The sequence below is a fragment of the Dactylosporangium sp. NPDC006015 genome (assembly GCF_040614215.1).
GTDB classification, from domain to species: Bacteria; Actinomycetota; Actinomycetes; order Mycobacteriales; family Micromonosporaceae; genus Dactylosporangium; species Dactylosporangium maewongense.
The window spans coordinates 141,488-165,171 of record NZ_JBEXUD010000024.1; the positions used below are offsets into that span (position 1 = coordinate 141,488).

At 72.3% G+C, this 23,684-nt stretch carries 23 protein-coding genes; 12 read left to right on the top strand and 11 right to left on the bottom strand.

Annotated features, from left to right (window positions below; translation table 11 throughout):
* Positions 1-35: 35 nt before the first annotated feature.
* Together ABZ321_RS34705 and ABZ321_RS34710 are read left to right on the top strand one after the other, a co-directional pair.
* A complete protein-coding gene (locus ABZ321_RS34705) occupies positions 36-434 on the top strand; it encodes a (deoxy)nucleoside triphosphate pyrophosphohydrolase (RefSeq protein ID WP_344503755.1) in 399 nt (132 codons plus the stop codon).
* A complete protein-coding gene (locus ABZ321_RS34710) occupies positions 431-931 on the top strand; it encodes a DUF1990 domain-containing protein (protein ID WP_344503754.1) in 501 nt (166 codons plus the stop codon). Before ABZ321_RS34705 ends, ABZ321_RS34710 begins: the two co-directional genes overlap by 4 nt.
* Positions 932-958: 27 nt before the next feature.
* Here the strand turns inward: ABZ321_RS34710 and ABZ321_RS34715 are convergent, their stop codons facing one another.
* From ABZ321_RS34715 to ABZ321_RS34740, 6 genes are all read right to left on the bottom strand, one after another.
* On the bottom strand, positions 959-1,975 hold the full coding sequence (locus ABZ321_RS34715; RefSeq protein WP_344503752.1) for a succinate dehydrogenase/fumarate reductase iron-sulfur subunit: 1,017 nt from the start codon (positions 1,973-1,975) through the stop codon (positions 959-961).
* On the bottom strand, positions 1,975-3,840 hold the full coding sequence (locus ABZ321_RS34720) for a fumarate reductase/succinate dehydrogenase flavoprotein subunit (RefSeq protein ID WP_344503751.1): 1,866 nt from the start codon (positions 3,838-3,840) through the stop codon (positions 1,975-1,977). Before ABZ321_RS34720 ends, ABZ321_RS34715 begins: the two co-directional genes overlap by 1 nt.
* An 11-nt stretch (positions 3,841-3,851) precedes the next feature.
* On the bottom strand, positions 3,852-4,676 hold the full coding sequence (locus tag ABZ321_RS34725) for a hypothetical protein (RefSeq protein ID WP_344503750.1): 825 nt from the start codon (positions 4,674-4,676) through the stop codon (positions 3,852-3,854).
* A 1,583-nt stretch (positions 4,677-6,259) separates the two neighbouring features.
* Positions 6,260-7,630 carry a metallopeptidase TldD-related protein gene (locus tag ABZ321_RS34730; RefSeq protein WP_344503749.1) on the bottom strand — a complete coding sequence of 457 codons (1,371 nt, stop codon included), beginning with the start codon at positions 7,628-7,630 and terminating at the stop codon, positions 6,260-6,262.
* A gap of 82 nt (positions 7,631-7,712) precedes the next feature.
* Positions 7,713-9,149 (bottom strand): TldD/PmbA family protein, encoded by a 1,437-nt coding sequence (locus ABZ321_RS34735; protein ID WP_354899229.1) that lies wholly within the window; start codon positions 9,147-9,149, stop codon positions 7,713-7,715.
* Positions 9,150-9,202: 53 nt separating this feature from the next.
* Positions 9,203-9,487 (bottom strand): 4a-hydroxytetrahydrobiopterin dehydratase, encoded by a 285-nt coding sequence (locus tag ABZ321_RS34740; protein ID WP_344503747.1) that lies wholly within the window; start codon positions 9,485-9,487, stop codon positions 9,203-9,205.
* 34 nt (positions 9,488-9,521) lie between these two features.
* Between ABZ321_RS34740 and ABZ321_RS34745 the strand changes: the two genes are divergently transcribed.
* On the top strand, positions 9,522-10,361 hold the full coding sequence (locus ABZ321_RS34745) for a hypothetical protein (RefSeq protein ID WP_344503746.1): 840 nt from the start codon (positions 9,522-9,524) through the stop codon (positions 10,359-10,361).
* On the opposite strand, the gene ABZ321_RS34750 is transcribed toward ABZ321_RS34745, so the two are convergent.
* Positions 10,339-12,435 carry a prolyl oligopeptidase family serine peptidase gene (locus ABZ321_RS34750; RefSeq protein ID WP_354899233.1) on the bottom strand — a complete coding sequence of 699 codons (2,097 nt, stop codon included), beginning with the start codon at positions 12,433-12,435 and terminating at the stop codon, positions 10,339-10,341. The genes ABZ321_RS34745 and ABZ321_RS34750 overlap by 23 nt on opposite strands.
* A 93-nt stretch (positions 12,436-12,528) precedes the next feature.
* Here ABZ321_RS34750 and mshB point away from each other — a divergent pair, with 93 nt between their 5' ends.
* Genes mshB through ABZ321_RS34765 form a run of 3 tightly spaced genes read left to right on the top strand, consistent with a single transcriptional unit; the run spans position 12,529 to position 14,916 of the window.
* Positions 12,529-13,428 carry an N-acetyl-1-D-myo-inositol-2-amino-2-deoxy-alpha-D-glucopyranoside deacetylase gene (gene mshB, locus ABZ321_RS34755; protein WP_344503744.1) on the top strand — a complete coding sequence of 300 codons (900 nt, stop codon included), beginning with the start codon at positions 12,529-12,531 and terminating at the stop codon, positions 13,426-13,428.
* Positions 13,425-14,408: a hypothetical protein gene (locus tag ABZ321_RS34760; RefSeq protein WP_354899236.1), complete on the top strand. Its 984-nt coding sequence runs from the start codon at positions 13,425-13,427 to the stop codon at positions 14,406-14,408. Before mshB ends, ABZ321_RS34760 begins: the two co-directional genes overlap by 4 nt.
* A 43-nt stretch (positions 14,409-14,451) precedes the next feature.
* Positions 14,452-14,916 carry a hypothetical protein gene (locus ABZ321_RS34765; RefSeq protein ID WP_344503742.1) on the top strand — a complete coding sequence of 155 codons (465 nt, stop codon included), beginning with the start codon at positions 14,452-14,454 and terminating at the stop codon, positions 14,914-14,916.
* A gap of 208 nt (positions 14,917-15,124) precedes the next feature.
* Here the strand turns inward: ABZ321_RS34765 and ABZ321_RS34770 are convergent, their stop codons facing one another.
* Entirely contained in the window at positions 15,125-16,072 is a 948-nt protein-coding gene (locus ABZ321_RS34770) for a GNAT family N-acetyltransferase (protein WP_344503741.1), read from the bottom strand.
* 106 nt (positions 16,073-16,178) lie between these two features.
* On the opposite strand from ABZ321_RS34770, the gene fdxA reads away from it, so the two are divergent.
* Both fdxA and dapC read left to right on the top strand, forming a co-directional pair.
* Positions 16,179-16,505 carry a ferredoxin gene (gene fdxA / locus ABZ321_RS34775; protein WP_344503740.1) on the top strand — a complete coding sequence of 109 codons (327 nt, stop codon included), beginning with the start codon at positions 16,179-16,181 and terminating at the stop codon, positions 16,503-16,505.
* Between the two features lie 5 nt (positions 16,506-16,510).
* Positions 16,511-17,626, top strand: coding sequence for a succinyldiaminopimelate transaminase (gene dapC, locus ABZ321_RS34780; protein ID WP_354899262.1), 1,116 nt, complete (start codon positions 16,511-16,513; stop codon positions 17,624-17,626).
* A gap of 70 nt (positions 17,627-17,696) precedes the next feature.
* On the opposite strand, the gene dapD is transcribed toward dapC, so the two are convergent.
* On the bottom strand, positions 17,697-18,635 hold the full coding sequence (gene dapD, locus ABZ321_RS34785; protein WP_354899241.1) for a 2,3,4,5-tetrahydropyridine-2,6-dicarboxylate N-succinyltransferase: 939 nt from the start codon (positions 18,633-18,635) through the stop codon (positions 17,697-17,699).
* Between the two features lie 33 nt (positions 18,636-18,668).
* Between dapD and dapE the strand changes: the two genes are divergently transcribed.
* A complete protein-coding gene (gene dapE / locus ABZ321_RS34790) occupies positions 18,669-19,736 on the top strand; it encodes a succinyl-diaminopimelate desuccinylase (protein ID WP_354899244.1) in 1,068 nt (355 codons plus the stop codon).
* A 26-nt stretch (positions 19,737-19,762) separates the two neighbouring features.
* Here dapE and ABZ321_RS34795 read toward each other — a convergent pair whose 3' ends face one another.
* On the bottom strand, positions 19,763-19,897 hold the full coding sequence (locus ABZ321_RS34795) for a hypothetical protein (protein ID WP_344503737.1): 135 nt from the start codon (positions 19,895-19,897) through the stop codon (positions 19,763-19,765).
* Between the two features lie 111 nt (positions 19,898-20,008).
* The gene (locus tag ABZ321_RS34800) at positions 20,009-20,791 is read right to left on the bottom strand and encodes a DUF3152 domain-containing protein (RefSeq protein ID WP_354899247.1); all 783 of its coding nucleotides are present in this window, start codon (positions 20,789-20,791) and stop codon (positions 20,009-20,011) included.
* A gap of 39 nt (positions 20,792-20,830) precedes the next feature.
* Between ABZ321_RS34800 and ABZ321_RS34805 the strand changes: the two genes are divergently transcribed.
* The 3 genes from ABZ321_RS34805 to ABZ321_RS34815 form a co-directional block, all read left to right on the top strand.
* Positions 20,831-21,625 carry a TIGR00730 family Rossman fold protein gene (locus ABZ321_RS34805; protein WP_344503735.1) on the top strand — a complete coding sequence of 265 codons (795 nt, stop codon included), beginning with the start codon at positions 20,831-20,833 and terminating at the stop codon, positions 21,623-21,625.
* Complete coding sequence (locus ABZ321_RS34810) at positions 21,625-22,191, top strand: TIGR00730 family Rossman fold protein (protein ID WP_354899250.1); 567 nt, start codon at positions 21,625-21,627, stop codon at positions 22,189-22,191. The genes ABZ321_RS34805 and ABZ321_RS34810 overlap by 1 nt, the downstream gene beginning before the upstream one ends.
* 51 nt (positions 22,192-22,242) lie before the next feature.
* On the top strand, positions 22,243-23,684 hold a 1,442-nt coding region (locus tag ABZ321_RS34815), incomplete at its 3' end, for an ATP-dependent helicase (RefSeq protein ID WP_354899253.1).

The window sequence follows — 23,684 nt, forward strand, 5'->3', positions numbered from 1 at the left end:
TGGCACCCTGGTCACCCGTGCAGACCGAACGGTTGATGCCAAGGATCATCGTCGGCGCCGCGATCATCTCCGATGGTCGCGTCCTGGCCTGTGAGCGCGCCCTGCCGCCCGAAATGGCCGGAAAGTGGGAGTTCCCCGGAGGGAAGGTGGATCCGGGGGAGACCGAGGAGCAGGCGCTCGTCCGGGAGTGCCAGGAGGAGCTCGGGGTCGACGTCGAGGTCGGCGCGCGGGTCGGCGCCGACATCACGATGCTCGGCGGCGCCGCGATCCTCAAGGTCTACCTCGCCCGGCTGGTGAACGGGGCGACACCCGTTCCACTGGAACACAGCGACCTGCGCTGGCTCTCCGGCGACGAGCTCGACACGGTCCCGTGGCTGCCCGCCGACGCGCCGATCGTGGTGGCGCTGGCGCCGTTGCTACCTTCGACGGCGTGAACGTCACCTACCCCGAGGTCGGCGCGACCCGCGAAGGCCCCCTGCCGCCCGGCTACCACCACGTGCACCGCCGGGTGAGGGTGGGACAAGGCCATGAGGCCTTCGCCGCCGCAGCGGCCGCCCTGGCCCGCTGGCAGCCCCAGCGCGGCGCCGGTCTCCGGCTGCGCAGCGACGAGGACCGGGTCACGCTCGGCGGCCGGTTCTCCACCGGGATCGGGGTCGGGGCGCTGCGGCTCTGGGTGCCGTGCCTGATCGTGTGGATCGTCGACGAGCCGGAGCGGTACGGGTTCGGCTTCGGCACGCTGCCCGGGCACGTCGAGACCGGCGAGGAGTCGTTCCTGCTGAGCGTCGGGCCCGGCGGCGAGGTGTGGTTCGAGATCAAGGCGTTCAGCCGCCCGGCGAAGTGGTGGGTCCGCCTCGGCAACCCCGTGGCGAAGCTGGTCCAGTCTCGGGTCACGGACCGCTACGCGAAGGCCATGCAAAAGGCGCCCCTCTGAGCGAGGGGCGCCTTCTGACAAGCGGATCTAGTGGCCGTCGCCGGAGGGCGGCGACGGGTGCTGGTAGCGCAGCTGCTCCGGCGGCAGCGGGAACACCTGGTCGTCGCCGAACGGCGAGCCGGCCGCCGCCCGGTCCAGGGTGAGCTCCGCGACCACGAGCTTGCCGTCGGCGCCGACCGGCGCCTCCTGCGCCACGGGACCCTCCTGGTGCCAGTTGCTGCTGGTGTCGGACACCGGCAGGTCCCCCTTCGCGGTGGTCGTCGTGGCGCGCGCCGGCACGGGCTCGTCCAGCTGGTCACGACGGAAGATCTTGCGTCCGAGCCAGGTCACCGGGTCGTACCTCCGATCGACAACACGTTCCTTCATCGGGATGATCGCATTGTCAGTGATTTTGATGTGCTCGGGGCAGACTTCGGTGCAGCACTTGGTGATGTTGCAGTAGCCCAGACCCTGCTCGGCCTGCGCCATCTCCTTGCGGTCGTCGCGGGCGTCGAGCGGGTGCATGTCCAGCTCGGCGGCCCGGATGAAGAAGCGCGGCCCGGAGAACGCGGGCTTGTTCTCCTCGTGGTCACGGATGACGTGACACACGTTCTGGCACAGGAAGCACTCGATGCACTTGCGGAACTCCTGCGAGCGCTCCACGTCGACCTGCTGCATCCGGTACTCGCCGGGCTCGACGCCGGCCGGCGGGGCGAACGCGGGCAGCTCGCGGGCCTTCTGGTAGTTGAAGTTGACGTTGGTGACGAGGTCGCGGATCACCGGGAACGTCCGCAGCGGCGTCACCGTGACCGTCTCGGTGTCGTCGAACGTCGACATCCGCGTCATGCAGCCCAGCCGCGGCTTGCCGTTGATCTCCATCGAGCAGGAGCCGCACTTGCCGGCCTTGCAGTTCCACCGCACGGCCAGGTCGGGCGTCTGGGTGGCCTGCAGCCGGTGGATGACGTCGAGCACGACCTCACCCTCGTTGACCTCGACCTGGAAGTCCTCCAGCGAGCCGCCGGTGTCGTCGCCGCGCCAGACGCGGAAGTGGCGTTTGGTGCCCATCACAGCTCCTCGTCGGTCATGTACTTGGCGAGCTCGCTCCGGTCGAACAGGCCCTGCAGCTCAGGGCGCATGACCGGCAGCGGCTTGTGCTCCAGCCGGACGTCCTCGCCGTCGAGCGAGCAGACCAGGTTCACCTGGCGCCACTTCGGGTCCATCTTCGGGAAGTCCTCGCGGGTGTGCCCGCCGCGCGACTCGGTGCGCTCCAGCGCCGCCTTCGCGGTGCACTCCGACACGATGAGCATGTTGCGGAGGTCCAGCGCCAGGTGCCAGCCCGGGTTGTACCGGCGGCCGCCGCTCACCCCGACCTTCTTGACGCGCTCCTTGAGCTCCGCCAACCGGGTGATCGACTCCCGCAGCTCGCCGTCGCGCCGGATGATGCCGACGAGGACGCCCATGATCTCCTGCAGGTCGTGGTGCAGCGTGTACGGGTTCTCCCCGGCGTCTGCCCGCGCGAGCGGCGCCAGGGCCGTCTCGACGGCCGCGTCGACCGCGGCGGCGGACGGCTTGCGCCGGCCGATCCGCTCGGCGTGCGCGGCCGCGTGCTCACCGGCCCGCTTGCCGAACACCAGCAGGTCCGACAGCGAGTTGCCGCCGAGCCGGTTGGAGCCGTGCATGCCGCCGGACACCTCGCCGGCGGCGAACAGCCCGGCCACCGCGGCGGCGGTCGTGTCCGCGTCGACCTCGATGCCACCCATCACGTAGTGGCAGGTCGGGCCGACCTCCATCGGCTGCTTCGTGATGTCGACGTCCGCCAGCTCCTTGAACTGGTGGTACATCGACGGCAGCCGCTTGCGGACCTGCTCGGCCGGCAGCCGGCTGGCGATGTCGAGCAGCACGCCGCCCGCCTTCGTGCCGCGGCCCGCCTTGACCTCGCTGTTGATCGCCCGGGCGACCTCGTCACGGGGCAGCAGCTCCGGGGGGCGCCGGTTGTTGTCCGGGTCGGAGTACCAGCGGTCGGCCTCCTCCTCGGTGTCCGCGTACTGCTTGCGGAACACGTCCGGCACGTACTCGAACATGAACCGCTTGCCCTCGGTGTTGCGCAGCACGCCACCGTCGCCACGCACCGACTCGGTCACCAGGATGCCCTTGACCGACGGCGGCCAGACCATGCCGGTCGGATGGAACTGCAGGAACTCCATGTTGATCAGCGTCGCGCCGGTACGCAGCGCCAGCGCGTGCCCGTCGCCGGTGTACTCCCAGGAGTTGGAGGTCACCTTGTACGACTTGCCGACGCCGCCCGTCGCGAGCACGATCGCCGAGCTCTCGAACAGCACGAACTCGCCCGACTCGCGGTAGTAGCCGAACGCGCCGGACACCGCGCCGTCCTCGACGAACAGCTCCGTGATCGTGCACTCCTGGAAGACCCGGATCCGGGCCTCGTAGTCGCCGTGCTCGGCGAAGTCCTCCTGCTGCAGCGACACGATCTTCTGCTGCAGCGTGCGGATCAGCTCCAGGCCCGTCCGGTCACCGACGTGCGCCAGCCGCGGGTACTCGTGGCCGCCGAAGTTCCGCTGGCTGATCTTGCCGTCCTTGGTGCGGTCGAACAGCGCGCCGTAGGTCTCCAGCTCCCAGATCCGGTCCGGGGCCTCCTTGGCGTGCAGTTCCGCCATCCGGAAGTTGTTGAGGAACTTCCCGCCGCGCATCGTGTCGCGGAAGTGGACCTGCCAGTTGTCCCGCGAGTTGACGTTGCCCATCGCCGCGGCCGCGCCGCCCTCGGCCATGACGGTGTGCGCCTTGCCGAACAGCGACTTGGAGATGATGGCGGTCTTCTTGCCGGCGAGCCGAGCCTCGATCGCCGCCCGCAGCCCGGCGCCGCCGGCGCCGATGACCACGACGTCGTACGTGTGTCGCTCGATGTTCGTCATGGGTTGTGTCCTCAGTTGAAGAACCGGAAGTCGGTGATCCATTCGGCCGAGACCGCCATCACGTAGGCGTCGGCGATGATCACCGAGAACAGCGATGCCCACGCGTACTGCTGGTGCTTGGCGTTCAGCTTCGAGACGAGCCCCCAGGCGCGGTACCGCACCGGGTGCTTCGAGAAGTGCTTGAGCCGCCCGCCGATGATGTTCCGGCACGAGTGGCAGCCCAGCGTGTACGCCCAGATCAGCACCGCGTTGACCGCCAGGATCAGCGTGCCGAGCCCCATGCCGACGCCGCCGTCCTTGCCGTGCCAGGCGATGACCGCGTCGTACGTCAGGACCGAGCCGACCAGGATCGCGGCGTAGAAGAAGTACCGGTGGATGTTCTGGAAGATCAGCGGGAAGCGGGTCTCACCGGAGTAGGTCTTGTGACCGTCCGGGACCGCGCACGCCGGCGGCGACAGCCAGAACGAGCGGTAGTACGCCTTGCGGTAGTAGTAGCAGGTCAGCCGGAACCCGCCGGGCAGCACCAGAATGATCATCGCCGGCGACATCCACGACGGCAGCTGCGGGATCGGCTGGCCGAGGAAGTGGCTCGACCCTTCCACGCAGCTCTGCGTCAGGCAGGGCGAATAGAACGGCGCGAGGTAGTGCTCGGCACCCGCCCAGTAGTAGTCGTTCATGATGGCGCGGACCAGGCCGTAGACCACGAAGGCCCCGAGACCGAGGAACACCAGCAGCGGCTGCAGCCACCACCTGTCCGTCCGCAACGTTTTCTCGCTGATCGCTGCGCGGGGCCCCGCGCCCGAGGCTGACCGAAGCCTGGCCGGCGTGGTCGTCATGGTGGTTGCTCCCTGGACGGGCCGATGTACCGATCTGTGGTCGGTGCACACGTTACGCCGGAACGCATCCGGCCTAGTGATCGCCCTCACCCACAGGCCTAACCACCGATTTTCCAGCCCGCACCCCGCCACTTACGTGTCCCCGCCCGCCACCTTTCACCCGCCCTTCACCCCTGCGCACCCCAACCCGCCGCAGCAACGCCCCGCCCGCCCGGCCCCACCCCTCCGCAGTCGCATCGTCCCAGCTCAAGGCCCAATCAAGTGGCCGCCCTCACTGAACCGGCCGCTGCGCCGCCGCCCCGCCCACCGCCGCCGTGTTCCTGACCGCCCTCATCCAGACACCCACCGAACCGCCCCCTGTCTTCCACCCCTCCCGAGCCGCCGGCACCGCCCACCCGCACCCCGCCGCCAGCAGTGGCATTTTCCACACCGGGCCCACCCGCCCACCAAGATCACCCCGCCGCGCCACCCACCAGCAACGCGCCGCCCCGAGTCACGGCACTGACCGGACCCGTCCTCTCCGTTCTCACTGGCACGTCAGACAGGCCGCGTCCACATCGGAGCCGCACGGGCCGTTCACCTGCGGACGTGGTCGTCGGTTCTGACTCCGCGGCTCGTCTGCAGGCTGCCGGGAGGGTCGGGCGGTTCATGCCGGATTTGCACTGGCGTTCACTGTGGACGTGCCTGCCAGCGGTTCGTCGCTGGGCTCGGCGGCGCGCGGCCCATCCTGACTCTGCGGCCCGCCCGCTGGCCACCGGCAAGTCGGACAGGCCGCGTCCACGTCGGAGCCACACGGGGCGTTCATCCCGGACGTGGTTGCGGGCAGTTCCGCGCTGAGGCTTGGTGGCGCGAGGAACTTCCCGACTCCGCATGGGTTCGATCGAGACTGGCCTGCAGAGGCGTCGCGGTGGGTCGGGGGCGTGCGGCGCCCGCCCGCCTGGCCCGCCGCTTCGAGACATGCCGCTCCCGGGATGAGCTCTGAGGACGTGATTGCTGGCGGTTCCGCGCTGAGGCTCGGCGGCGCGAGGAACTTCCCGACTCCGCATGGGTTCGATCGAGACTGGCCTGCAGAGGCGTCGCGATGGGTCGGGGGCGTGCGGCGCCCGCCCGCCTGGCCCGCCGCTTCGAGACATGCCGTTCCCGAGATGAGCTCTGCGGACGTGGTTGCCGGCGGTTCCGCGCTGAGGCTTGGTGGCGTGAGGATCTTTCCGATTCCGTACGAGTCTGATCGACGCCGGTCTGCCTGGCGCTGCGGCGCGTCGAGGGCGTGCGGCGCCCGCCCGGCGCCGCTTCGAGACACGCCGTTCCCCGGATGCGCCCTGCGGACGTGGTTGCCGGCGGTTCCGCGCTGAGGCTCGGTGGCGGCTCGGTGGCGTGGGGAACTTCCCGGCTCCGCACGGGACCGATCGACGCCGGTCTGCCTGGCGCTGCGGCGCGTCGAGGGCACGCAGCGCCCCTCCGGCCTCCGCCGCTTCGAGGGCATGCCGTCCCCAGCCATACGCCCAGCGGCGGTGCGTTCGGCGGCGGTGCGTCCGGGCGGCGTTGCGGAGTCGGGGGTGCGAGGGGCGCGAGGTCTGAGGGCGTCAGCCAGAGGCGCCGCCGGTGTAGTTCCACGAAGCGAGGCGCAGCGCCGGGGCGGACGCGCCCGACTCCGACCAGGCGCCCGGCAGCTCGACGGCGCGTGGGCCGACGCCCAGCACGGCGCCGGGGGCCAGGGCCTGCGGGTAGGACTGGGTGAAGCGGAAGTTGCGCACCGGGGTGGTCACCACGCCGTCCTCGATGAGCCAGACGCCGTTGCGCGTCAGGCCGGTGACGACCAGGGTGCGCGGGTCCAGGACGCGGGTGTAGTGGTTGTCGGTCACCAGGAGGCCGCGCTCCACGCCGGCGACCAGGCCCGCCACGCCCGAGTCGGCGGCCGGGCCGTCGACCTCGACCGGTGCGGGTCCGTCGTGCGCGAGCAGCCGCAGGCTCGAAGGCACCGCGCCGAAGCTGGCGCCGCCCGGGATCGCGTGGCCCGTCGAGGTCGCGCCCGCCTTCGCGGCCGTGCGCCGGTCGTGCACGAGGGCGGTCGACACGCCCGCGTCGACCAGGACGACCCGCTGCCGCGGGGTGCCCTCCACGTCGAACGGCAGCACCGTCGAGTCGGCCGCCGTCGCGTCCTCGACCAGCGTCACCGCGGGGTCGAACTGGGCCGCGCCCAGCTCCAGGAACGACTGGCGGTCCTGCACCATCTTGGCGTTGAAGCCATACATCGCGAGGAACTGCAGCACGTCGGCGACGGCCGTCGGCTCCAGCACCACCTCATACCGCCCCGGCGGCAGCTCCACGGGGTCGACGCCGGCCCTGGCCTTCGCCGCCGCCCTGGCCCCCAGGACCGCGCCGTCGAGGTCGGCGAGGCGCACCGACGCGAGCCGGGCCAGGCCGTCCGACGTCGCGGTCCGCGCGATGCCGTCCATCGCCGCGCCCGTCCTGCCGCCCGTGACGTGCTGGCCGGCGGAGTTGGCGTAGACGACCCGGGTCGACGACGTGCGGCAATACCCCGCCGCCTCCAGCCCGGCCGCCTCGTCGACGAACGCCCGCACCCTCGCCGCCCGGTCGTCCGGCGACGCCGCCGCGGTCGCCTCGTCGACGTTGCCACCGAAGGCGACGGGTGCCGGCGGGGCCAGGCCCGGCCAGGTCGGGTCGGCCGGCGCGAGCCGCATCCCGGCCACCGTGCGCTGGACGAAGTCCTCGATGCCCTCGATGCCCTTGACGACCGTGCTGGTCGCCGTCGCGGTCCGCCCGTCGGCGTGCAGCCTGAGCCGCACCTCCGTGGTCTCGTCGGCGACGTTCTGGTGGATGTACGAATTGGCGAACCTGGTCAGCGCCACCGCCGACCGGCCCACCAGCACCTCGGCGTCGATGCCGTCGCCGACCAGCTTCAGGATCCGCTCGGCGAGATCGGTCTCGCTCATGCCGCCACCTCCGCTGCGCTCCGGCGTCGGCCTGAGCCAACCTGCCATGCTGATTCGCGGCCCGGGCCGCTCCGCTGGCCGCTCATCCCCTGACCCCCACCCGCACGTTTTGGAACCGGGCCGCCGAGGCCGGATGGCCCGTGTGCCCGATCTGGCCCGGCTGGCCCTTGCCACAGTTGGGCGTGCCCCACGCCGTCGTCTCCGAGCCCAGCATGTCCATCGAGCCCCAGAACTTCGGCCCGATGCCGGTGTAGGTCGGGTTGCGCAGCATCCGCCCGAGCTTGCCGTCCTTGATCTCCCAGCCGACCTCGCAGCCGAACTGGAAGTTGAGCCGCTTGTCGTCGATCGACCAGGACCGGTTGAGGTCCATCAGCACGCCGTCGGCGGTCTCGGCGATCATCTCCTCGAGGGTGTGCGGTCCGGGGGTCAGCCCGACATTCGTCATGCGCACCATCGGCAGCCGCGCCCAGCCGTCGGCCCGCACGCTGCCCGCATAGTCCAGGCCCGCGACCGCCGCCGACTCCCGGCCGGCCAGGGTGCCCACCCAGATCCCGTCGCGGACCGCGTGCCGCGGCTGCGCCGGCGTCCCCTCGTCGTCATAGCCGAACGAGCCGAGCGCACCCGGGATCGTCGGGTCGATCGTGATGTTCATGAGCTCGGAGCCATAGCGCAGCCGGCCGAGCTGCGCCAGGTCGAGCCAGCTCGTCCCCGCGAACGCCGCCTCCCACCCCAGGATCCGGTCCAGCTCGATCGCGTGCCCCACCGACTCGTGGATCTGCAACGCCATCTGCTCGCTGCCCAGGATCAGGGTCGTCTCGCCGGCCGGGCACTGCGGCGCGGACAGCAGCGCCCGCGCCTCGTCGGCGATCCGGGCGGCGTGCGCCGTCAGGTCGAGCTCGTCGACCAGCTCCCAGCCCCTCGTCCCATACTGCCCGCGATACGACGGATAGGACCTGCGCTGCGTCTCCCCGTCGCCGATCACCGTCGCGGAGATGCCCGCCCCCGCTTCGCGGATGTGCTGGTCGATGCGGTGCCCCTGCGACGACACGAACCACTTGCGCGTGTCCCAGATCTGATACAGCCCCTCGGCGATGTCGGCGCCGCCCTTGTGCGCCTCCGCCGTCGCGCCCGTCAGCAGGTCGCCCTTCGTCGACAGCGCCACGCTCAGCGGGTCGACCTCGCACGCGCTCGCCCACGAGTCGGTGCGGGCCTCGATCTCCACCAGGTCCACGGGCGGCCCGGGCACCGACGCCGACGCCCGCGCGATCGCCGTGGCCCGCTCACCCGCCCGCCGCGCGGCGTCGCGCCCCAGGTCGGGCAGGGCGAAGAACCCCCAGCTCGACCCGACCAGCGCCCGCACGCCGACGCCGGCGTCCTCGGACTGGCTCAGGTCCTCGATCGCGCCGTTGCGCGCGCTCATCGACTCGGACCGCCGGTGCATCACCCGCGCGTCGGCATACCGAGCCCCGGCCGCGAGGGCCGCCTCAACCGCCGCACTTGCCACGTCGAAGTGGGTCATGGTTGGACACTACCGACCCGCTACGACATTTTTCGGGCCCGGAACGAAAGCGCCTATCCGATCAGGTCGTTGATCTGGCCGGCGAGGGCGATGTCCCTACTGGTCACGCCGCCTTCGCTGTGGGTGACCAGGCGGAAGGTCACCGTCCGCCAACGGATGTCGATGTCGGGGTGGTGGTCGGCCTGCTCGGCCACGTGGGCCACCTCGGCCACCAGCCGGATGCCGTCGAGGAACGTCCCGGCCTTCACCGAGCGTTCGATGCCGGATGTGTCGCCGGCCCAGCCGTTGAGGTGGGCGAGGGCGGTGGTCACCTCGTCGCTGTCGAGAAGCGCGGTCATGCCGGAAACGCTACGCCTGCCGTAGAAAGAGAGCATGTCGATCGCCGGTGTCACCCGCGAATTGCTCGTGCGCTACCTCGACCTCTGGGTGCCGGGGGCAGTGCACTCGCCGCACGGGGCGACGTTCCTGCACGGCTCCGCGACGGAGCTGGACGGTGACATCGCGGAGGCGGCCCTGAGGGCGTGCGCCGAGTTCGGAGACCGGTTGTCCAGAAAGCGGCTGACACTGCTGTACGTCACGGCGGCGAAGGGACTGGAGCAGCGGCTCAGCGCCGTACAACGTGAGCTGCGGACACCGGCTGAGCTGTCGGTGCACGTCATGTCCGGCGACGTGGCGGTGCTGCTGAAGGCGCTCGGCGCGAGGTCCGGCCCGCTGCTGTCCATGATCGAGGGGATCGACCCGGCGGTCGTCGCCGACGCCAGGCCCGCCGAGGTGATCACCGTAGATGTGCCGCGGGACCGGTTGCGGGACTTCGAGCTCACCACCGCGGTGACGCTGGTCGGACCGCAGGCGGAGCGGACGATCGGCTTCGGCACGCGGTCGGCGAAGAGCCTCGAGGCGTTCAAGAACGAGATGTGGGCCCTCGACGAGTACGCCGGCGTCCGGTACCGCGACCCCAATGACCCCGAGGGTCACCTCATGGACATCACCCTCGACCCGAACCCGGGCGCGCTGCGGCGCGAGCTCCTGACCTACCTGCGCGGGGGCGACAGGTCCGTCACCGAGCTGAAGCGGTTCGCCCTCACGGAGACGGTGTACCGCGCCGCCGACGCCGTCAAGGTGGTCACCGCGCTGCTGCAGAGCGGCGCGGTGACCAGGGAACCGAAGGAGGGCCGCCTCGGCGGCGACGTCAGGATACGGATCGCCGGATGAAGTCCAGCTCGATGCGCAGCAGCTTCTCCGCCAGCCCGCCCGCGGCCATGTGCGTCGCGCCGGTCAGCGGGATCATCGAGTGCGGCCGGCCCGCGGCGAGCAGCGCCGCCGACAGGCGCAGCGTGTGCGCGGCGACCACGTTGTCGTCGACGAGGCCGTGCACGAGCAGCATCGGCCGGGCGTCCTCCGGGCGCACGGGCGGCTCGGCGGCCAGCTCGATCAGCGAGTTGTGGCTGTACACCTCCGGCGCGTCCGCGGGCAGCCCCAGGTAACGCTCCGTGTATGCGGTGTCGTACAGCGCCCAGTCGGTGACCGGTGCGCCGACGACCGCGCAGTGGTAGACGTCCGGGCGGCGCAGCACCGCCAGCGCCGACAGCCAGCCGCCGAACGACCAGCCGCGGATCGCGACCCGGTCCAGGTCCAGGTCGGGGTGCTTCTCCGAGAGCGCCTGCAGGGCGTCGGCCTGGTCGGTGAGGATGACGTCGGAGAAGCGCCGGTGGATCGACTTCTCGAACGTCGGCGACACCCCGGGGGTGCCCCGGTTGTCGATCGTGACGACGGCGAACCCGGCGTCGGCCCACCACTGCTTCTCCAGCCAGCGGGCCCGCGCCGCGACGACCTCCTGGTGGCCCGGCCCGCCGTAGATCGCCACGAGGACCGGCAGCTTCCGCCCGGCGACGTGCCCGCGCGGGTAGAGCACGGCGGTGGGCAGCCTCCGGTCGGTGACCCGCTCCAGCACCGGCCTCGGGGCGAAGGGCGGTGTCGCGGCGAGCGACGCGATGGTGCCGATCTCTGCGTCGTCGTGGCGGATGGTGTACTGCCAGCCGGCGTGCTCCAGCGTCTGCGACCCGATCACCACCGTGCGGGCGGCCGCGTGCGCGACGTGCCAGCCCGGCTCGGAGGTGAGCCGCTGCGCCTGCGCTCCGGCGTGCGAGACGGGGACGCAGAACACGTGCTGCTCGCTCGGCTCGCCCTCGCTGGCCTCGACGATGAGGTCGCCGGCGAGACGGCCGGCGACGCGCCGCACGTACAGGTCGGCCGGCGTCAGCAGGCTGCCGTCGGCGAACAGGCAGCGCGCGTCGTAGCCGTCGTGCGCGAGCTCGCCGCCGACGAGGACCCGGCCGTCGGCCAGGTGCTGCGGGGTGCCGGGGACCGGCTCGACCCAGCGCGGGTCGGCGAGCTCGGCGTGCACCTGCGTCTCACCGGTCCGCGGGTCGACCGCGATCACCAGGCCGTGCTGCTGCAGGCGGCGCAGCACCGTGAGCAGCGGGCCGCCCTGCTCGGTCCACGAGGCCTCCACCAGGTACGGGTACGTCTCCCGGTCCCAGTGCACGTCCACCCAGCCGCCGTCCAGGTCCAGCACGTGCAGGGTGACCTTCGCGTTGGTCGCGCCGGCGTGCGGGTACGCCACCGTCGTCGGCGGCTGGTCCGGCTGCGACGGGTCATGCAGGTGCCAGCGCGGCACCCGCGACTCGTCGACCCGGGCGGTCAGGATGCTGCGGCCGTCCGGCGACCACCAGTAGCCCCGGAAGCGGTGGAACTCCTCCGCGCCGATGAACTCCGCGAGGCCCCAGGTCACGCCCTCCTCGCCGGCCAGCACCGCGTCGGTCCCGTCGGGCTCGATCACACGGAGTGCGCCGCCCGTCACGTACGCCACCCGCTGCCCTGCCGGATCCGGTCGCGGATCGACGGCGGGCCCGGCCGTGCGCAGCTCCGTGAGGTCCCCGGTCAGCAGGTCCACCCGGAAGAGGCGCCCCCCGAGCGGGAAGACGGCCATCACGCCGGCGCTGTCCATGGCGTACGAGCCGATGCCGCCCGCCGACAGCCGCAGCCGCTCGCGCAGGGCCCGCTCCGCGGGCGGAAGGTCGGCTTCGACGCTCAGGAGGACGGCGGGGTCGGCGAGGAGCCGCTCCGCCCTGTCAGCCACATCGAACACCCACAGGGCGTCGCGGCTGTCCTCGGGGCCTGACGAGCGCAGGAACACCACCCGCGCCCCGTCCGAGGTCACCGTCACGGCGCGCGGAGCGCCATAGGAGAAGCGTCGGGTGCGCGCGGCCAACTCCGGATAGTCCACCCCGGAATGTTTACCCGAAGCGGCCCGATTGTCATGCTCCACCGGCGCCGCGCCGCGGGGGAAGTGTCATACGCACGTCGTAGAGTTGGCGCTGTGAGTGCTCGGAGCATCCTTTTCGTCCATGCGCACCCCGACGACGAGTCGATGGGGACCGGCGCGACGATGGCCCACTATGCGGCCGCCGGCGCGCACGTCACCCTGATCACCTGCACGCTCGGTGAGGAGGGCGAGATCCACCGGCCCGAGCTCGCCGGGCTCGCCGCGGGTGCGGCCGACCAGCTCGGCGGCTATCGCATCGCGGAGCTGGAGGAGGCGTGCCGCCGGCTCGGGGTCACCGACCACCGGTTCCTCGGCGGCGCCGGGCGCTATCGCGACTCCGGGATGATGGGAACCCCGCAGAACGATCACCCCCGCGCGTTCTGGGGCGCCGACCTCGACGCGGCCGCGACCGAGCTGCTGGAGGTGATCCGCGAGATCCGCCCGCAGGTCGCCGTCACCTATGACCCCAATGGCTTCTATGGCCACCCTGACCACATCCAGGCGCACCGGGTGCTGATGCGGGCCGTCGAGCTGGCCGACGCCGAGGGCATCGCGCCCACGAAGGTCTACTGGACCGCGGTCCCGCGCAGCGTCCTGGAGGCCGGCATGCGGGAGTTCCGCGACTCTTCGGACAACCCGTTCGCCGACGTGGAGAAGCCCGAGGACCTGCCCTTCGGCACCGCCGACCACGAGATCGCGGCCCGCCTCGACGGGCACGAGTTCGCCGAGGAGAAGACCGCCGCGCTGCGCGCACACGCGACGCAGATCCCGCCGACGTCGTGGCTGTTCGCGATCGCTGGCAATTTCGGCGCCGAGTTCATGGGTGTGGAGTATTACCAGCTCGCCCGTGGCGTGAAGGGTCCCGGCGTGGGGCCGCACGGCTGGGAAGAGGACCTGTTCGCGGGCCTGGACATCGAGGCGCCCGCCCCGCAGCTGGAGACCGCGGCGTCGTGACGAAGCGGAAGGCGGTGACCGCACCGCGCGCCGGCCAGTCCGGCGCCGCGCGGGCAGACCTGTCCAAGCCGGCGGGCGCCGACGCCACCGCGGCGGGCGCCAGCGCTGCCGCGGCCGGGAGCGGCCCGGCGGGCGACAGCGCTCCGGCGAAGGGGAGCGGCCCGGCGAGCGACAGCGCTGCTGCGGCGGCGGCCGGGAGCGGCCCGGCAGGGGACGGTCCGGTGGTCGGGGACGGTCCGGCGGTCGGTGGCGGACCCGTGCTCGGCAGGAGTCCGGCAGCGGGTGATGCCAGTGCCGCCGAGGGCGGCCCGGCCGGCGCCACCGCGGGCGAAACGGCGGTTGGTGGTCGACCCGTGCTCCACAAGGGTCCGGCGGCGGGCGATGTCAGTGCTCCCGAGGTCGGTGGGGACGGTCCGGGCGGCGGGGTGGAGCCCTATGCGCCCGGCAGTGGGTTCGCCGTGCCCGGTGGCGAAGAGGCGCCGAAGCCCGAGGTGGCCGGCGGGCCGCTCGACATCGTGATCACGATCGGCGGGCTGGTCGTCGCGGTGCTGCTGGCGGTGGCGCTGGCGGTGTTCGAGGCGTTCCTGGCGCCGTTGCGGGTGTCCGACCTCGGGCTGTCCGGCACCGGGACGAGCAACATGCGGATCCCGCTCGCGCTGGTGCTGGCGCTGGTGACGAATCCGATGCTCGGGTGGTTCGCGTTCACGACGACGGGCCGGCGGTTCGCGGCGCTGCTGCCGGCGGGTGCCTGGTGCGTCGTTTGGATCTTGGCGGCGGGTCGCACCACCGAGGGTGACCTGCTCATCACCAACGACAACTGGGTAGGGCTGCTGACGCTGTTCGCGGGGCCGCTGGCGTTCGCGATCGGCATCTACGTCACGGCGCTACGGCAGCGGGTCGCGGGCTCAGCGAACTCGAAGGCAACGCCTCTTGCGCCACAGAGCGTGGGAAAGGTAGACACGTTCCCGCACCGTCCGTGACCCTCGGCGGCGCACGGGGAGCGAACATCAGCGGAGGCTTGTGATGAAGGAGCGTTGGCTGCCGGTCGGCCTCATCGCCGGGGGGCTCTTCCTCGTCAACGTCGTCGCGCGGCTGGTCGTGCGGTTCGCCGCCGGCAACGACGACGACAAGCAGGTCACGATCGGCCTGTGGGCGCTTTTCGCGGTCGGTGCCGTGATGATCCCCGTCGCGTTCTGGTACGGGCGCCGACACCCCATGCTCCGCCTCGTGGCCGACCTGGGCATCGCCGTGGTGTCCGCGTGCGTGCTCGCGGTGCTGGTCGGGCCGTTCGTGTCGGGTGCCACCCCGTTCGGCGACGGCGTCGGGCTCGTCTTCCGTCAGTTCTTCTACTTCGTCGGCCTCTCCGCCATCGGCGCGGTTCTGGGCGTGCTCGCGCTGATGACGCTCGGCTGGGACTACCGGTCGCAGTCGTGGAAGCGGTACATCGACCGCGCCGGCACCAAGCCTCGCCGCATCGTCCGTCGCTAGCCGACCCGCCCTCGCCCTGCCCGGCGATGTGGCCGGCGGCCCGCAAGCCGACGGCTCTGGTGCCCGTCGCCAGCCGGCTGTGAGGCAGTCGTGGGGACGGCGCGGCGGCGTGCCCGGTAACTCGCGCAGCTTCGCCCGCCCGCCGTCCGGCTTCGCTGCCTGGATCAAGATCGAAGGACGACGGCTCGATCTGGGACGCCGTGACCAGTCAGCCGGTGGGCAGGACCCGTGTCTGGTAGACGTGGTGCGTGGTGAAGCCGAGCTTCTCGTACAGGGCGACCGCCCCCGTGTTGCGCTGCTCCACCTGCAGGTAGGCGTCGGTGGCGCCGGCTTCCATGGCCCACGCGGTCAGGGTGCCGAGGACGCGCCGGGCGAGGCCCTGGCGCCGGGCGTGTTCGTCGGTGCCGATCAGGGACAGGCCCAGCCAGCGGCCGTCGGGGTCGGCGACGCAGCCCCGGCCGGTGGCCAGCAGGGCGCCGGCCGGGTCGCGCAGCGAGGCGAACCGGACGGCCGCCACGCCGGTGAGGACGCCGCGGGCGGAGGGGGGCAGCGGGCCCTTCCGGCCGGCGACGGCGGTCAGCCACTCGTCCGACGGCGAGGCGTCGAGCGTCACCTGCGGATCGGCGGCGGCCGGCAGGTCGGCGAGGCGGGCGGTCATGAGCAGCGTCAGCGGCATCGGGGTCCAGCCCCGGCGGTCGAGCTCGTCGTCGATGCGCTGGAAGAGCGGCAGCGGGACGCTCATCGCCGGCGGGAGGGCGCGCTGCTCGTACCAGCGCGAAACCGCGTCGACGGCATCGGGCAGCGGCAGGTCGGGGTCGCCGACCGGGAGGGCCGAGTTGCCGCGCATGGTCCAGCCGTCGGTGGCGCGCAGGAGCCAGTCGCCGAGCTGGTCGCGCTCGCCCGCGGGCCAGCCGGCCGCGGCGGCGACCTCCAGGGACTCGGTGGGCGTGAGGCGGCGCCGGTCGGGCACGGGCTTGGCCCTGTGGATCTCAGCGATTGGAACGCGGACGGCGCCGGTCCGCCCACGCACTGTGAGATGCGTCTCGGTGATCTCGACGAGTCGGCCCAGAATGTCCGAGTAGAGGGGTCGATCGCCGCGCTGTCCCACGATGCGGCGCACGACGACCCGACTTCCCACATGCTGTGGACCGAGCACGCTGCACCTCCAGAACGGCGGGATACTAGGCTCGTACCGCCGCGGTAGGGATGCGGCGGGGTTCGCCAACCACGTTGGCAGCCTCAGGTGCGAAAGAGGGCGACCCGTGACATACATCATCGCCGAACCTTGCGTGGACCTGCTCGACAAGGCGTGCATCGAGGAGTGCCCTGTCGACTGCATCTACGAGGGCAACCGCATGCTCTACATCCACCCGGATGAGTGCGTCGACTGTGGTGCCTGCGAGCCGGTGTGCCCGGTCGAGGCGATCTTCTACGAGGACGACGTCCCGGAGAAGTGGAAGGACTTCGTCGGCGCGAACTACTCGTTCTTCGACGAGCTGGGCTCGCCCGGTGGCGCGTCGAAGGTCGGGAAGGTCGAGAAGGACGCGACGTTCGTCGCCGGCCTGCCGCCGCAGGAGCACGACCACTGACCGGCATCGTCTCGCACACGGGAAGTCCCGCCGCCCGGCGCTCGCTCGCCGCCGGGCTTCCGGACTTCCCGTGGGACCGCTTGGAGCCGGCGAAGGCCAGAGCCGCAGAGCACCCCGACGGGCTGATCGACCTGTCGATCGGCACGCCCGTCGATCCGGTGCCCGCGGCGATCCGTGCTGCCCTGGCGGCGGCGTCGGACTCGCCCGGCTATCCGCTGACCGCCGGCACCCCGCAGCTGCGGGCCGCGATCCGCGCCTGGGTGACCCAGTGGTGTGCGCCGGCCGGCGACGGCTTCGGCGTGCTGCCGACGATCGGCTCGAAGGAGCTGGTCGCGTGGCTGCCGACGCTGCTCGGGCTCGGGCCCGGCGACACCGTGGTCATCCCGCCGGTCTGCTACCCGACGTATGAGGCCGGCGTGCAGCTCACCGGCGCGACCGTGGTGCGGTCCGACTCGCTGACGGCGCTCGGCCCGGCGCGGGTCCGCCTCGTGTGGGTCAACTCGCCGTCCAACCCGACCGGTCGCGTGCTGCCAGCCGCCCACCTGCGCAAGGTCGTCGACTGGGCCCGCGAGCGCGGCGCCGTCGTGGCCAGCGACGAGTGCTACCTGCCGCTGCCGTGGGAGGCCGAGCCGGTCTCGATCCTGTCGGTCTGCGACGGTCGCTTCGACAACGTCCTCGCGGTGCACTCGCTGTCGAAGCGCTCCAACCTGGCCGGGTATCGCGCGGGCTTCGTCGCCGGCGACCCCGCCCTGGTCGACGAGCTGCTCGCCGTCCGCAAGCACGCCGGCATGATCGTCCCCGCCCCGGTCCAGGCGGCGATGGTGGCGGCCCTCGGCGATGAGGCGCACGTCCAGGAGCAGCGCGACCGCTATGCCGGCCGCCGTGCGGCCCTGCGCGAGGCGTTCACCGCGGCGGGGTTCACCGTCGAGCACTCCGAGGCCGGCCTGTACCTGTGGCTGACCCGCGACGAGGACTCCTGGGACACGGTGGCCTGGCTGGCGGAGCGCGGCATCCTGACCGCGCCCGGCGCGTTCTACGGCCCGGAGGGCAGCCGGCACGTCCGGGCCGCCCTGTCCGCGACCGACGAGCGCGTCGCCGAAGCGGTGAAGCGCCTGCAGTAAGGCCGAATCCCATGATCCGGTAGAGATGTTGTCGCCAGAGCGGCGATTTCTCTACCGGATCATGGGGAAGTCAGTTGGCGTGCAGTGCGGCGTTCAGCTCGATGCCGCGGCCCGCCCGCTCGCGGACCTCGAGACGGCCCGAGACCGAGTTGCGGATGAACAGCAGGTTGGACATGCCGGACAGCTCGCGCGCCTTCACGACCCGGTCGTCGGGCAGGGTGAGCTTCGAGCCGGCGGTGATGTAGCAGCCCGCCTCGACGACGCAGTCGTCGCCGAGCGAGATGCCGATGCCCGCGTTGGCGCCCAGCAGGCAGCGCTCGCCCAGCCGGATCACCTCTTTGCCGCCACCGGAGAGCGTGCCCATGATCGAGGAGCCGCCGCCGACGTCGGTGCCGTCGCCGACCACGACGCCCGCGGAGATGCGGCCCTCCACCATCGAGGTGCCCAGGGTGCCGGCGTTGAAGTTGACGAAGCCCTCGTGCATGACGGTCGTGCCGGGGGCCAGGTGGGCGCCCAGGCGCACCCGGTCCGCGTCGGCGATGCGGACACCGGACGGCGTGACGTAGTCGACCATGCGCGGGAACTTGTCGATGCCGAAGACGTTGAGCCGGCGCCCCGCGAGACGCTCGGCCAGCCGCAGCTCGTCGACCTGGTCGGGCAGGCACGGGCCGGCGGAGGTCCACGCGACGTTGGCGAGCAGCCCGAACTGCCCGTCGAGGTTGGCCTGGTGCGGCTGGATGAGCCGGTGCGAGAGCAGGTGCAGCCGCAGGTAGGCGTCGGCGGTGGAGGCCGGTGCGTCGCCCAGGGAGCCGATCTCGACCCGGACCACCTCGACGGACAGCGACGGCAGCGGCGCCGCGCCGGTCGGGGCGAGCGCCGGCGCCTCGGCCGGAAGCGCGCCGAGGCCGAGGTGACCGGTGGGGAACCAGGCGTCCAGGACCTGACCCGAGGAGGCCACGGTGGCCAGGCCAAGTCCCCAGGCGGGGGAGTCGATGTAGGCGGTCGTCACGTGACCGAACGCTACCGCATCTAGGGTATGGGCATGCTGACGCGTGACGTGCTCGAAGACCCGGTGGCCCTGACCCGAGCCCTCGTCGACATCGAGTCGGTGTCCGGCGACGAGGCGGAGATCGCCGACCAGGTCCAGCACGCACTCGTCGGCACGGGGCTGAAGGTGGAGCGCTTCGGGCACACGATCGTCGCGCGCACCGAGCTGGGCCGGCCGGAGCGCGTCGTGCTCGCCGGGCACCTCGACACGGTCCCGCTCAACGACAACTGGCCGTCGCGCACCGAGGGCGGCCTCATGCACGGCTGCGGCACGTCGGACATGAAGTCGGGCACGGCGATCGCGCTGCACCTCGCGGTCACCGAGCAGGCGCCCCGCCACGACGTCACCTACGTCTTCTACGAGTGCGAGGAGGTCGACTCGGCGCGCAACGGGCTGAAGATCCTCGCCGACAAGCGGCCGGAGTTGCTGACCGACGCGTCGTTCGCGCTGCTGCTGGAGCCGACGCACGGCCTCGTCGAGGCGGGCTGCCAGGGCACGCTGCGGGTCCTCGCCCGCACCACCGGCCGGCGCGCGCACTCGGCCCGTTCCTGGCTCGGCGACAACGCGATCCACAAGGCCGCGCCGATTCTGCGGAGCCTTCAGGTGTACGAGCCGCGCACGGTCGTCATCGACGGCTGCGAGTTCCGCGAGGGGCTGAACGCGGTCCGGATCGGCGGCGGCGTCGCGGGCAACGTGATCCCCGACGAGTGCGTGGTCGAGGTCAACTTCCGGTTCGCGCCCGACCGCTCCGAGGAGCAGGCCGCCGCTCATGTACGGGAGGTGCTCGCCGGCTTCGAGCTGGAGATCGTCGACTCGGCGCCGGGTGCGCTGCCGGGCCTGGACGCGCCGGCGGCCCGGGAGTTCCTCGCCGCGATCGGGCAGCCGCCGCGGGCGAAGCTCGGCTGGACCGACGTGGCCAGGTTCGCGACCCTCGGCGTCCCGGCGCTCAACTACGGCCCCGGCGACCCGAACCTCGCCCACAAGCAGGACGAGCACGTCGAGCTCGACAAGATCATCGAGGGCGCCGACGTGGTGCGGCGCTGGCTGACGGCAGGCGCATAAGGCCGCGCGGGACGCCGTAACCGGCCTCAGCGCTCGTGCGTTGAGGGATCCGGGGGTTCGACCTGCGGGCCCAGGGCGGCCAGCAGGCGGCGCACCGCGAGCACCTCGCGGATCCGCCGGTTCATCTGCCGCCTGCGACGGTCGTGCTCCGCACGAGTCATGCCGGTCACCCCCTACACCTTGCCGTCCGGTATATCGGGAATGACGCGATGAAACCGGCGAACGTTGCCCTCTGCACCTGATTTCTCACCGATGGCCGACGAACGACCTGATCACCGCGGTGCGGGCGGTCCCGTCACAAACGTCCTGCCGTCCGGGTACGGCCACGGGTTCCGCTCGCATCCCTCGAGACCGAACGTCTGCCGCGCCATCACCGGCGCCGGCGCGCCCTTGCGCGGGCAGACCGCGTGGCCGTTGCCGAGGAAGTGACCGACCTCGTGGTTGACGACCATGTCCCGGTAGTCGCCGAGCACCGGATACCAGGGGACGCCGAGCTGCCACCGCTTCAGGTTGATGATCACGTCGCGCCCGCCGCGGCAGGAGACCTCGCCGCGGGTGCGCACGCCCCGCCTCGCGCACATCGAGTCGGTCGTGGCGGGGGTCGCCAGGTGCACGGTCAGCTCGCTCGGCTGCCCGTCGGGCACCCGCTGGAAGGAGACCCGGCCACCGGCGATCCAGCTTCTCGGATCTCCCAGCGTCGCGTGCACCGCCACCGCGAACTCTTCCGGATCGACCCCTGAACCCTGTTCGGTGGCGACCGTGTACCGCACCAGCCGTCCGGCCCCGCCGGTCGGCTCGCCCGCGACGGCGCTGTAGTCGAACTTCCCGGTGCCGCTCGCCGGGACCGCGGTGACCACCGGCGAGGGCGTCGGCGAAGGCTCCGGCGATGGCGATGGCGAACGGGACGGCGAAGGGGACGGTGAGTCCGGGGGAGACGGCTGGGCCGCGATCGTGCCGTCCGGCACAGCCGCCGTGCCCAACCCGTACCAGACCGCGCCGACACCGGCGGTGACCGCGACCGCCAGTGCGACGACCAGTCCCCGCCGACGCCCCATGGCTGCATTGCATCATGACATCCACGTACGGTGGGGACCATGACCGAGGGTAGGACCAGTCAGCCGCGCGAGCGGCACCGCGGACCGGTGACGCTGCGCCGCGACTCGATTCCGCCGAGCACCGCCGACCAGCGGCTGCTCGACTCGCACCTGCGCGGCGAGTGGAAGACGAAGGACGCGTGGCGGGCGCTGCGGATCCTCAGCGAGTTCGTCGAGGGCTTCGACACCCTCGCCGACCTGCCACCGTCCGTGAGCGTCTTCGGTTCGGCCCGCAGCAAGCCCGACAGCCCCGAATACCGGCTCGGCGAGGAGCTCGGCGCGGCGCTCGCCCGGGCGAACTACGCGGTCATCACCGGCGGCGGCCCCGGCGTCATGGAGGCGGCCAACAAGGGCGCCGCGGACGCCGGCGGGCTGTCGGTGGGCCTGGGCATCGAGCTGCCGTTCGAGCAGGGCCTCAACGAGTGGGTCGACCTCGGCATCGACTTCCGCTACTTCTTCGCCCGCAAGACCATGTTCGTCAAGTACGCGCAGGCGTTCGTCGTGCTGCCCGGCGGCTTCGGCACCCTCGACGAGCTGTTCGAGGCGGTGACGCTCGTGCAGACGAAGAAGGTCACCCGCTTCCCGGTGGTGCTGATGGGCACCAGCTACTGGCAGGGCCTGGTCGACTGGCTCCGCGACACCATGCAGGCCGACGGCAAGATCGGCCCCGAGGACCTGGGCCTGCTGTACCTGACCGACGACGTCGACGAGGCCGTCCAGTACATCGTGGACGCCGGATCCGAGGAGATCGAGGTGGCGTCCGCCCGCCGGACCGCGCGGGAGGCGAGCGGCTGATGGCGGCGATCGGTGTGTTCTGCGCCTCGTCGCAGCGGCTCGACCAGCGCTGGCTCGACCTCGCCCACCAGCTCGGCGTCGAGATCGGCCGGCGCGGTCACGAGCTGGTCTCCGGCGGTGGCTGCGTCGGCATGATGGGTGCCGTCGCCGACGGCACCCGCGACGGCGGCGGCCGCACCTACGGTGTCATCCCCCAGTCCCTCGTGGACCTGGAGGTCGCCGACACGAAGTCCGACGAGCTCGTCGTCACCGACGGCATGGCGTCGCGCAAGACGCTGATGATCGAGAAGGCGGACGCGTTCGTGGTCCTGCCCGGCGGGCTCGGCACCCTCGACGAGCTGTTCGAGGTGTGGACGACCGCCATGCTCGACCTGCACCGCAAGCCGGTGCTGCTGTTCGACGCCGACGGCTTCTACGCCGGCCTGCTCGAGTGGCTGCGCGGCCTCACCGCCCAGGAGTTCGTCCGCCCGTCGGCGATGACGATGCTGCTGATCTCCCGGGACGTGCCGGAGTCACTCGACCTGCTGGAGGCGAGCCTCCTCGGAGGAATTGTCGGACGGTCGTGATTGCATAGCGGCGTGACCGCGACCGCTGCCCCCCGCCGTGCCTTCCGTTTGGTGCGGCGCCCCGCTCCGGCGGCGGTCGCGATCGAGGCCGACCCGTGGCAGCGGCTCGTCGTGGAGCACACGGCCGGGCCGCTGCTCGTCGTCGGCGGCCCCGGCACCGGCAAGACGACCACGCTCGTCGAGGCCGTCGCCGCGAGGGTCGCCGAAGGGGTCGAGCCCGACAGGATCCTGGTGCTGACGTTCGGCCGGCGCGGCGCGGTGCGGCTGCGGGACACGATCGAGGCGCGGCTGGGCCGCGCGGCGGGCCTGCGGACCACCGCCGAGCCGATGGTCCGCACGTTCCACGGCTATGCGTTCGGGCTGCTGCGCCGCGCCGCCGTCGAGCGCGGCGAGCCGTCGCCGCGGCTGCTCACCGGCCCCGAGCAGGACCTCGTCATCCGCGAGCTGCTGCAGGACTCGCGGGCGCCGTGGCCCGAGGCGCTGCGCGGCGCGCTCGGCACCCGCGCGTTCGCGACCGAGCTGCGCGACCTGCTGCTGCGCGCCGTCGAGCGTGGCGTCGGCCCGCAGGGGCTGGCCCGGCTCGCGGTCGTGCACCAGCGCCCCGACTGGGCCGCCGCGGCCGCGTTCTTCGAGGAGTATCTGCAGGTCCTCGCCCTGCGTGACGCGGCCGGCCGGGGCGCCGTCGCCTATGACTACGCGGAGCTGGTGCGGGCCGCGGCGGGGCTGCTGGCCGACCAGCCCGACCTCCTCGCCGCCGAGCGGCGCAGGATCGAGTGCGTCTACCTCGACGAGCTGCCCGACACCGACCCCGCCCAGATCGAGCTGCTCGACCTGATCGCCGGCTCGGGCGCGCACCTCGTCGCGTTCGCCGACCCCGACTCCTCGACGTTCGCGTTCCGCGGCGCAGACCCGGGGATCGTCGCCGACTTCCCCGACCGGTTCCGCACCGCCGGCGGGCGGCCCGCGCCGCAGGTGATCCTGCCCGGCTCGCGCCGGCTCGGCGACGGGCTGCTCGCGCCGACCCGGCGGGTCGCGTCGCGGCTGCGCGGCCCGTCCCGGCACCGGCTGCTGGAGGCGTCCCGCCCCGGCGGGACGGTGGAGACCGCGACGTTCGGCTCGGAGACGACGGAGGCGGCGTTCCTGGCGCACCGGCTCCGCGAGGCGCACCTGCTGCGCGGCGTGCCGTGGTCGCGGATGGCGGTCGTGGTGCGCTCCACCGCCCGGCAGCTCGCGCCGCTGCAGCGGGCCCTGCACTCGGCGGGCGTGCCGACCGTCACCGAGGCCGAGGACCTGCCGCTGCACCTGCAGCCGGCGATCGCGCCGCTGCTGCTGCTCCTGCGCTGCGCCCTGGACGCCGACCGGCTCGACGAGGACGCCGCGATCGCGCTGCTGCACTCGCCGCTCGGCGGCGCCGAGGTGGTCGGCCTGCGCGTGCCGTTCCGCAGCGACAGCGTCGTGAGCGTGCTCAACCAGGACCCGTCCCCCGACTTCGC

Excerpts from the sequence above, each read along its gene's own strand:
- ABZ321_RS34730 (WP_344503749.1), bottom strand. The coding sequence starts at position 7,630 with ATGAGCGAGACCGATCTCGCCGAGCGGATCCTGAAGCTGGTCGGCGAC.
- ABZ321_RS34735 (WP_354899229.1), bottom strand. The coding sequence starts at position 9,149 with ATGACCCACTTCGACGTGGCAAGTGCGGCGGTTGAGGCGGCCCTCGCG.
- ABZ321_RS34705 (WP_344503755.1), top strand. The coding sequence starts at position 36 with ATGCCAAGGATCATCGTCGGCGCCGCGATCATCTCCGATGGTCGCGTC.
- dapE (WP_354899244.1), top strand. The coding sequence starts at position 18,669 with ATGCTGACGCGTGACGTGCTCGAAGACCCGGTGGCCCTGACCCGAGCC.
- ABZ321_RS34810 (WP_354899250.1), top strand. The coding sequence starts at position 21,625 with ATGGCGGCGATCGGTGTGTTCTGCGCCTCGTCGCAGCGGCTCGACCAG.
- ABZ321_RS34805 (WP_344503735.1), top strand. The coding sequence starts at position 20,831 with ATGACCGAGGGTAGGACCAGTCAGCCGCGCGAGCGGCACCGCGGACCG.
- ABZ321_RS34765 (WP_344503742.1), top strand. The coding sequence starts at position 14,452 with ATGAAGGAGCGTTGGCTGCCGGTCGGCCTCATCGCCGGGGGGCTCTTC.
- ABZ321_RS34795 (WP_344503737.1), bottom strand. The coding sequence starts at position 19,897 with ATGACTCGTGCGGAGCACGACCGTCGCAGGCGGCAGATGAACCGGCGG.
- ABZ321_RS34720 (WP_344503751.1), bottom strand. The coding sequence starts at position 3,840 with ATGACGAACATCGAGCGACACACGTACGACGTCGTGGTCATCGGCGCC.
- ABZ321_RS34800 (WP_354899247.1), bottom strand. The coding sequence starts at position 20,791 with ATGGGGCGTCGGCGGGGACTGGTCGTCGCACTGGCGGTCGCGGTCACC.
- ABZ321_RS34715 (WP_344503752.1), bottom strand. The coding sequence starts at position 1,975 with ATGGGCACCAAACGCCACTTCCGCGTCTGGCGCGGCGACGACACCGGC.
- ABZ321_RS34745 (WP_344503746.1), top strand. The coding sequence starts at position 9,522 with ATGTCGATCGCCGGTGTCACCCGCGAATTGCTCGTGCGCTACCTCGAC.
- ABZ321_RS34725 (WP_344503750.1), bottom strand. The coding sequence starts at position 4,676 with ATGACGACCACGCCGGCCAGGCTTCGGTCAGCCTCGGGCGCGGGGCCC.
- ABZ321_RS34740 (WP_344503747.1), bottom strand. The coding sequence starts at position 9,487 with ATGACCGCGCTTCTCGACAGCGACGAGGTGACCACCGCCCTCGCCCAC.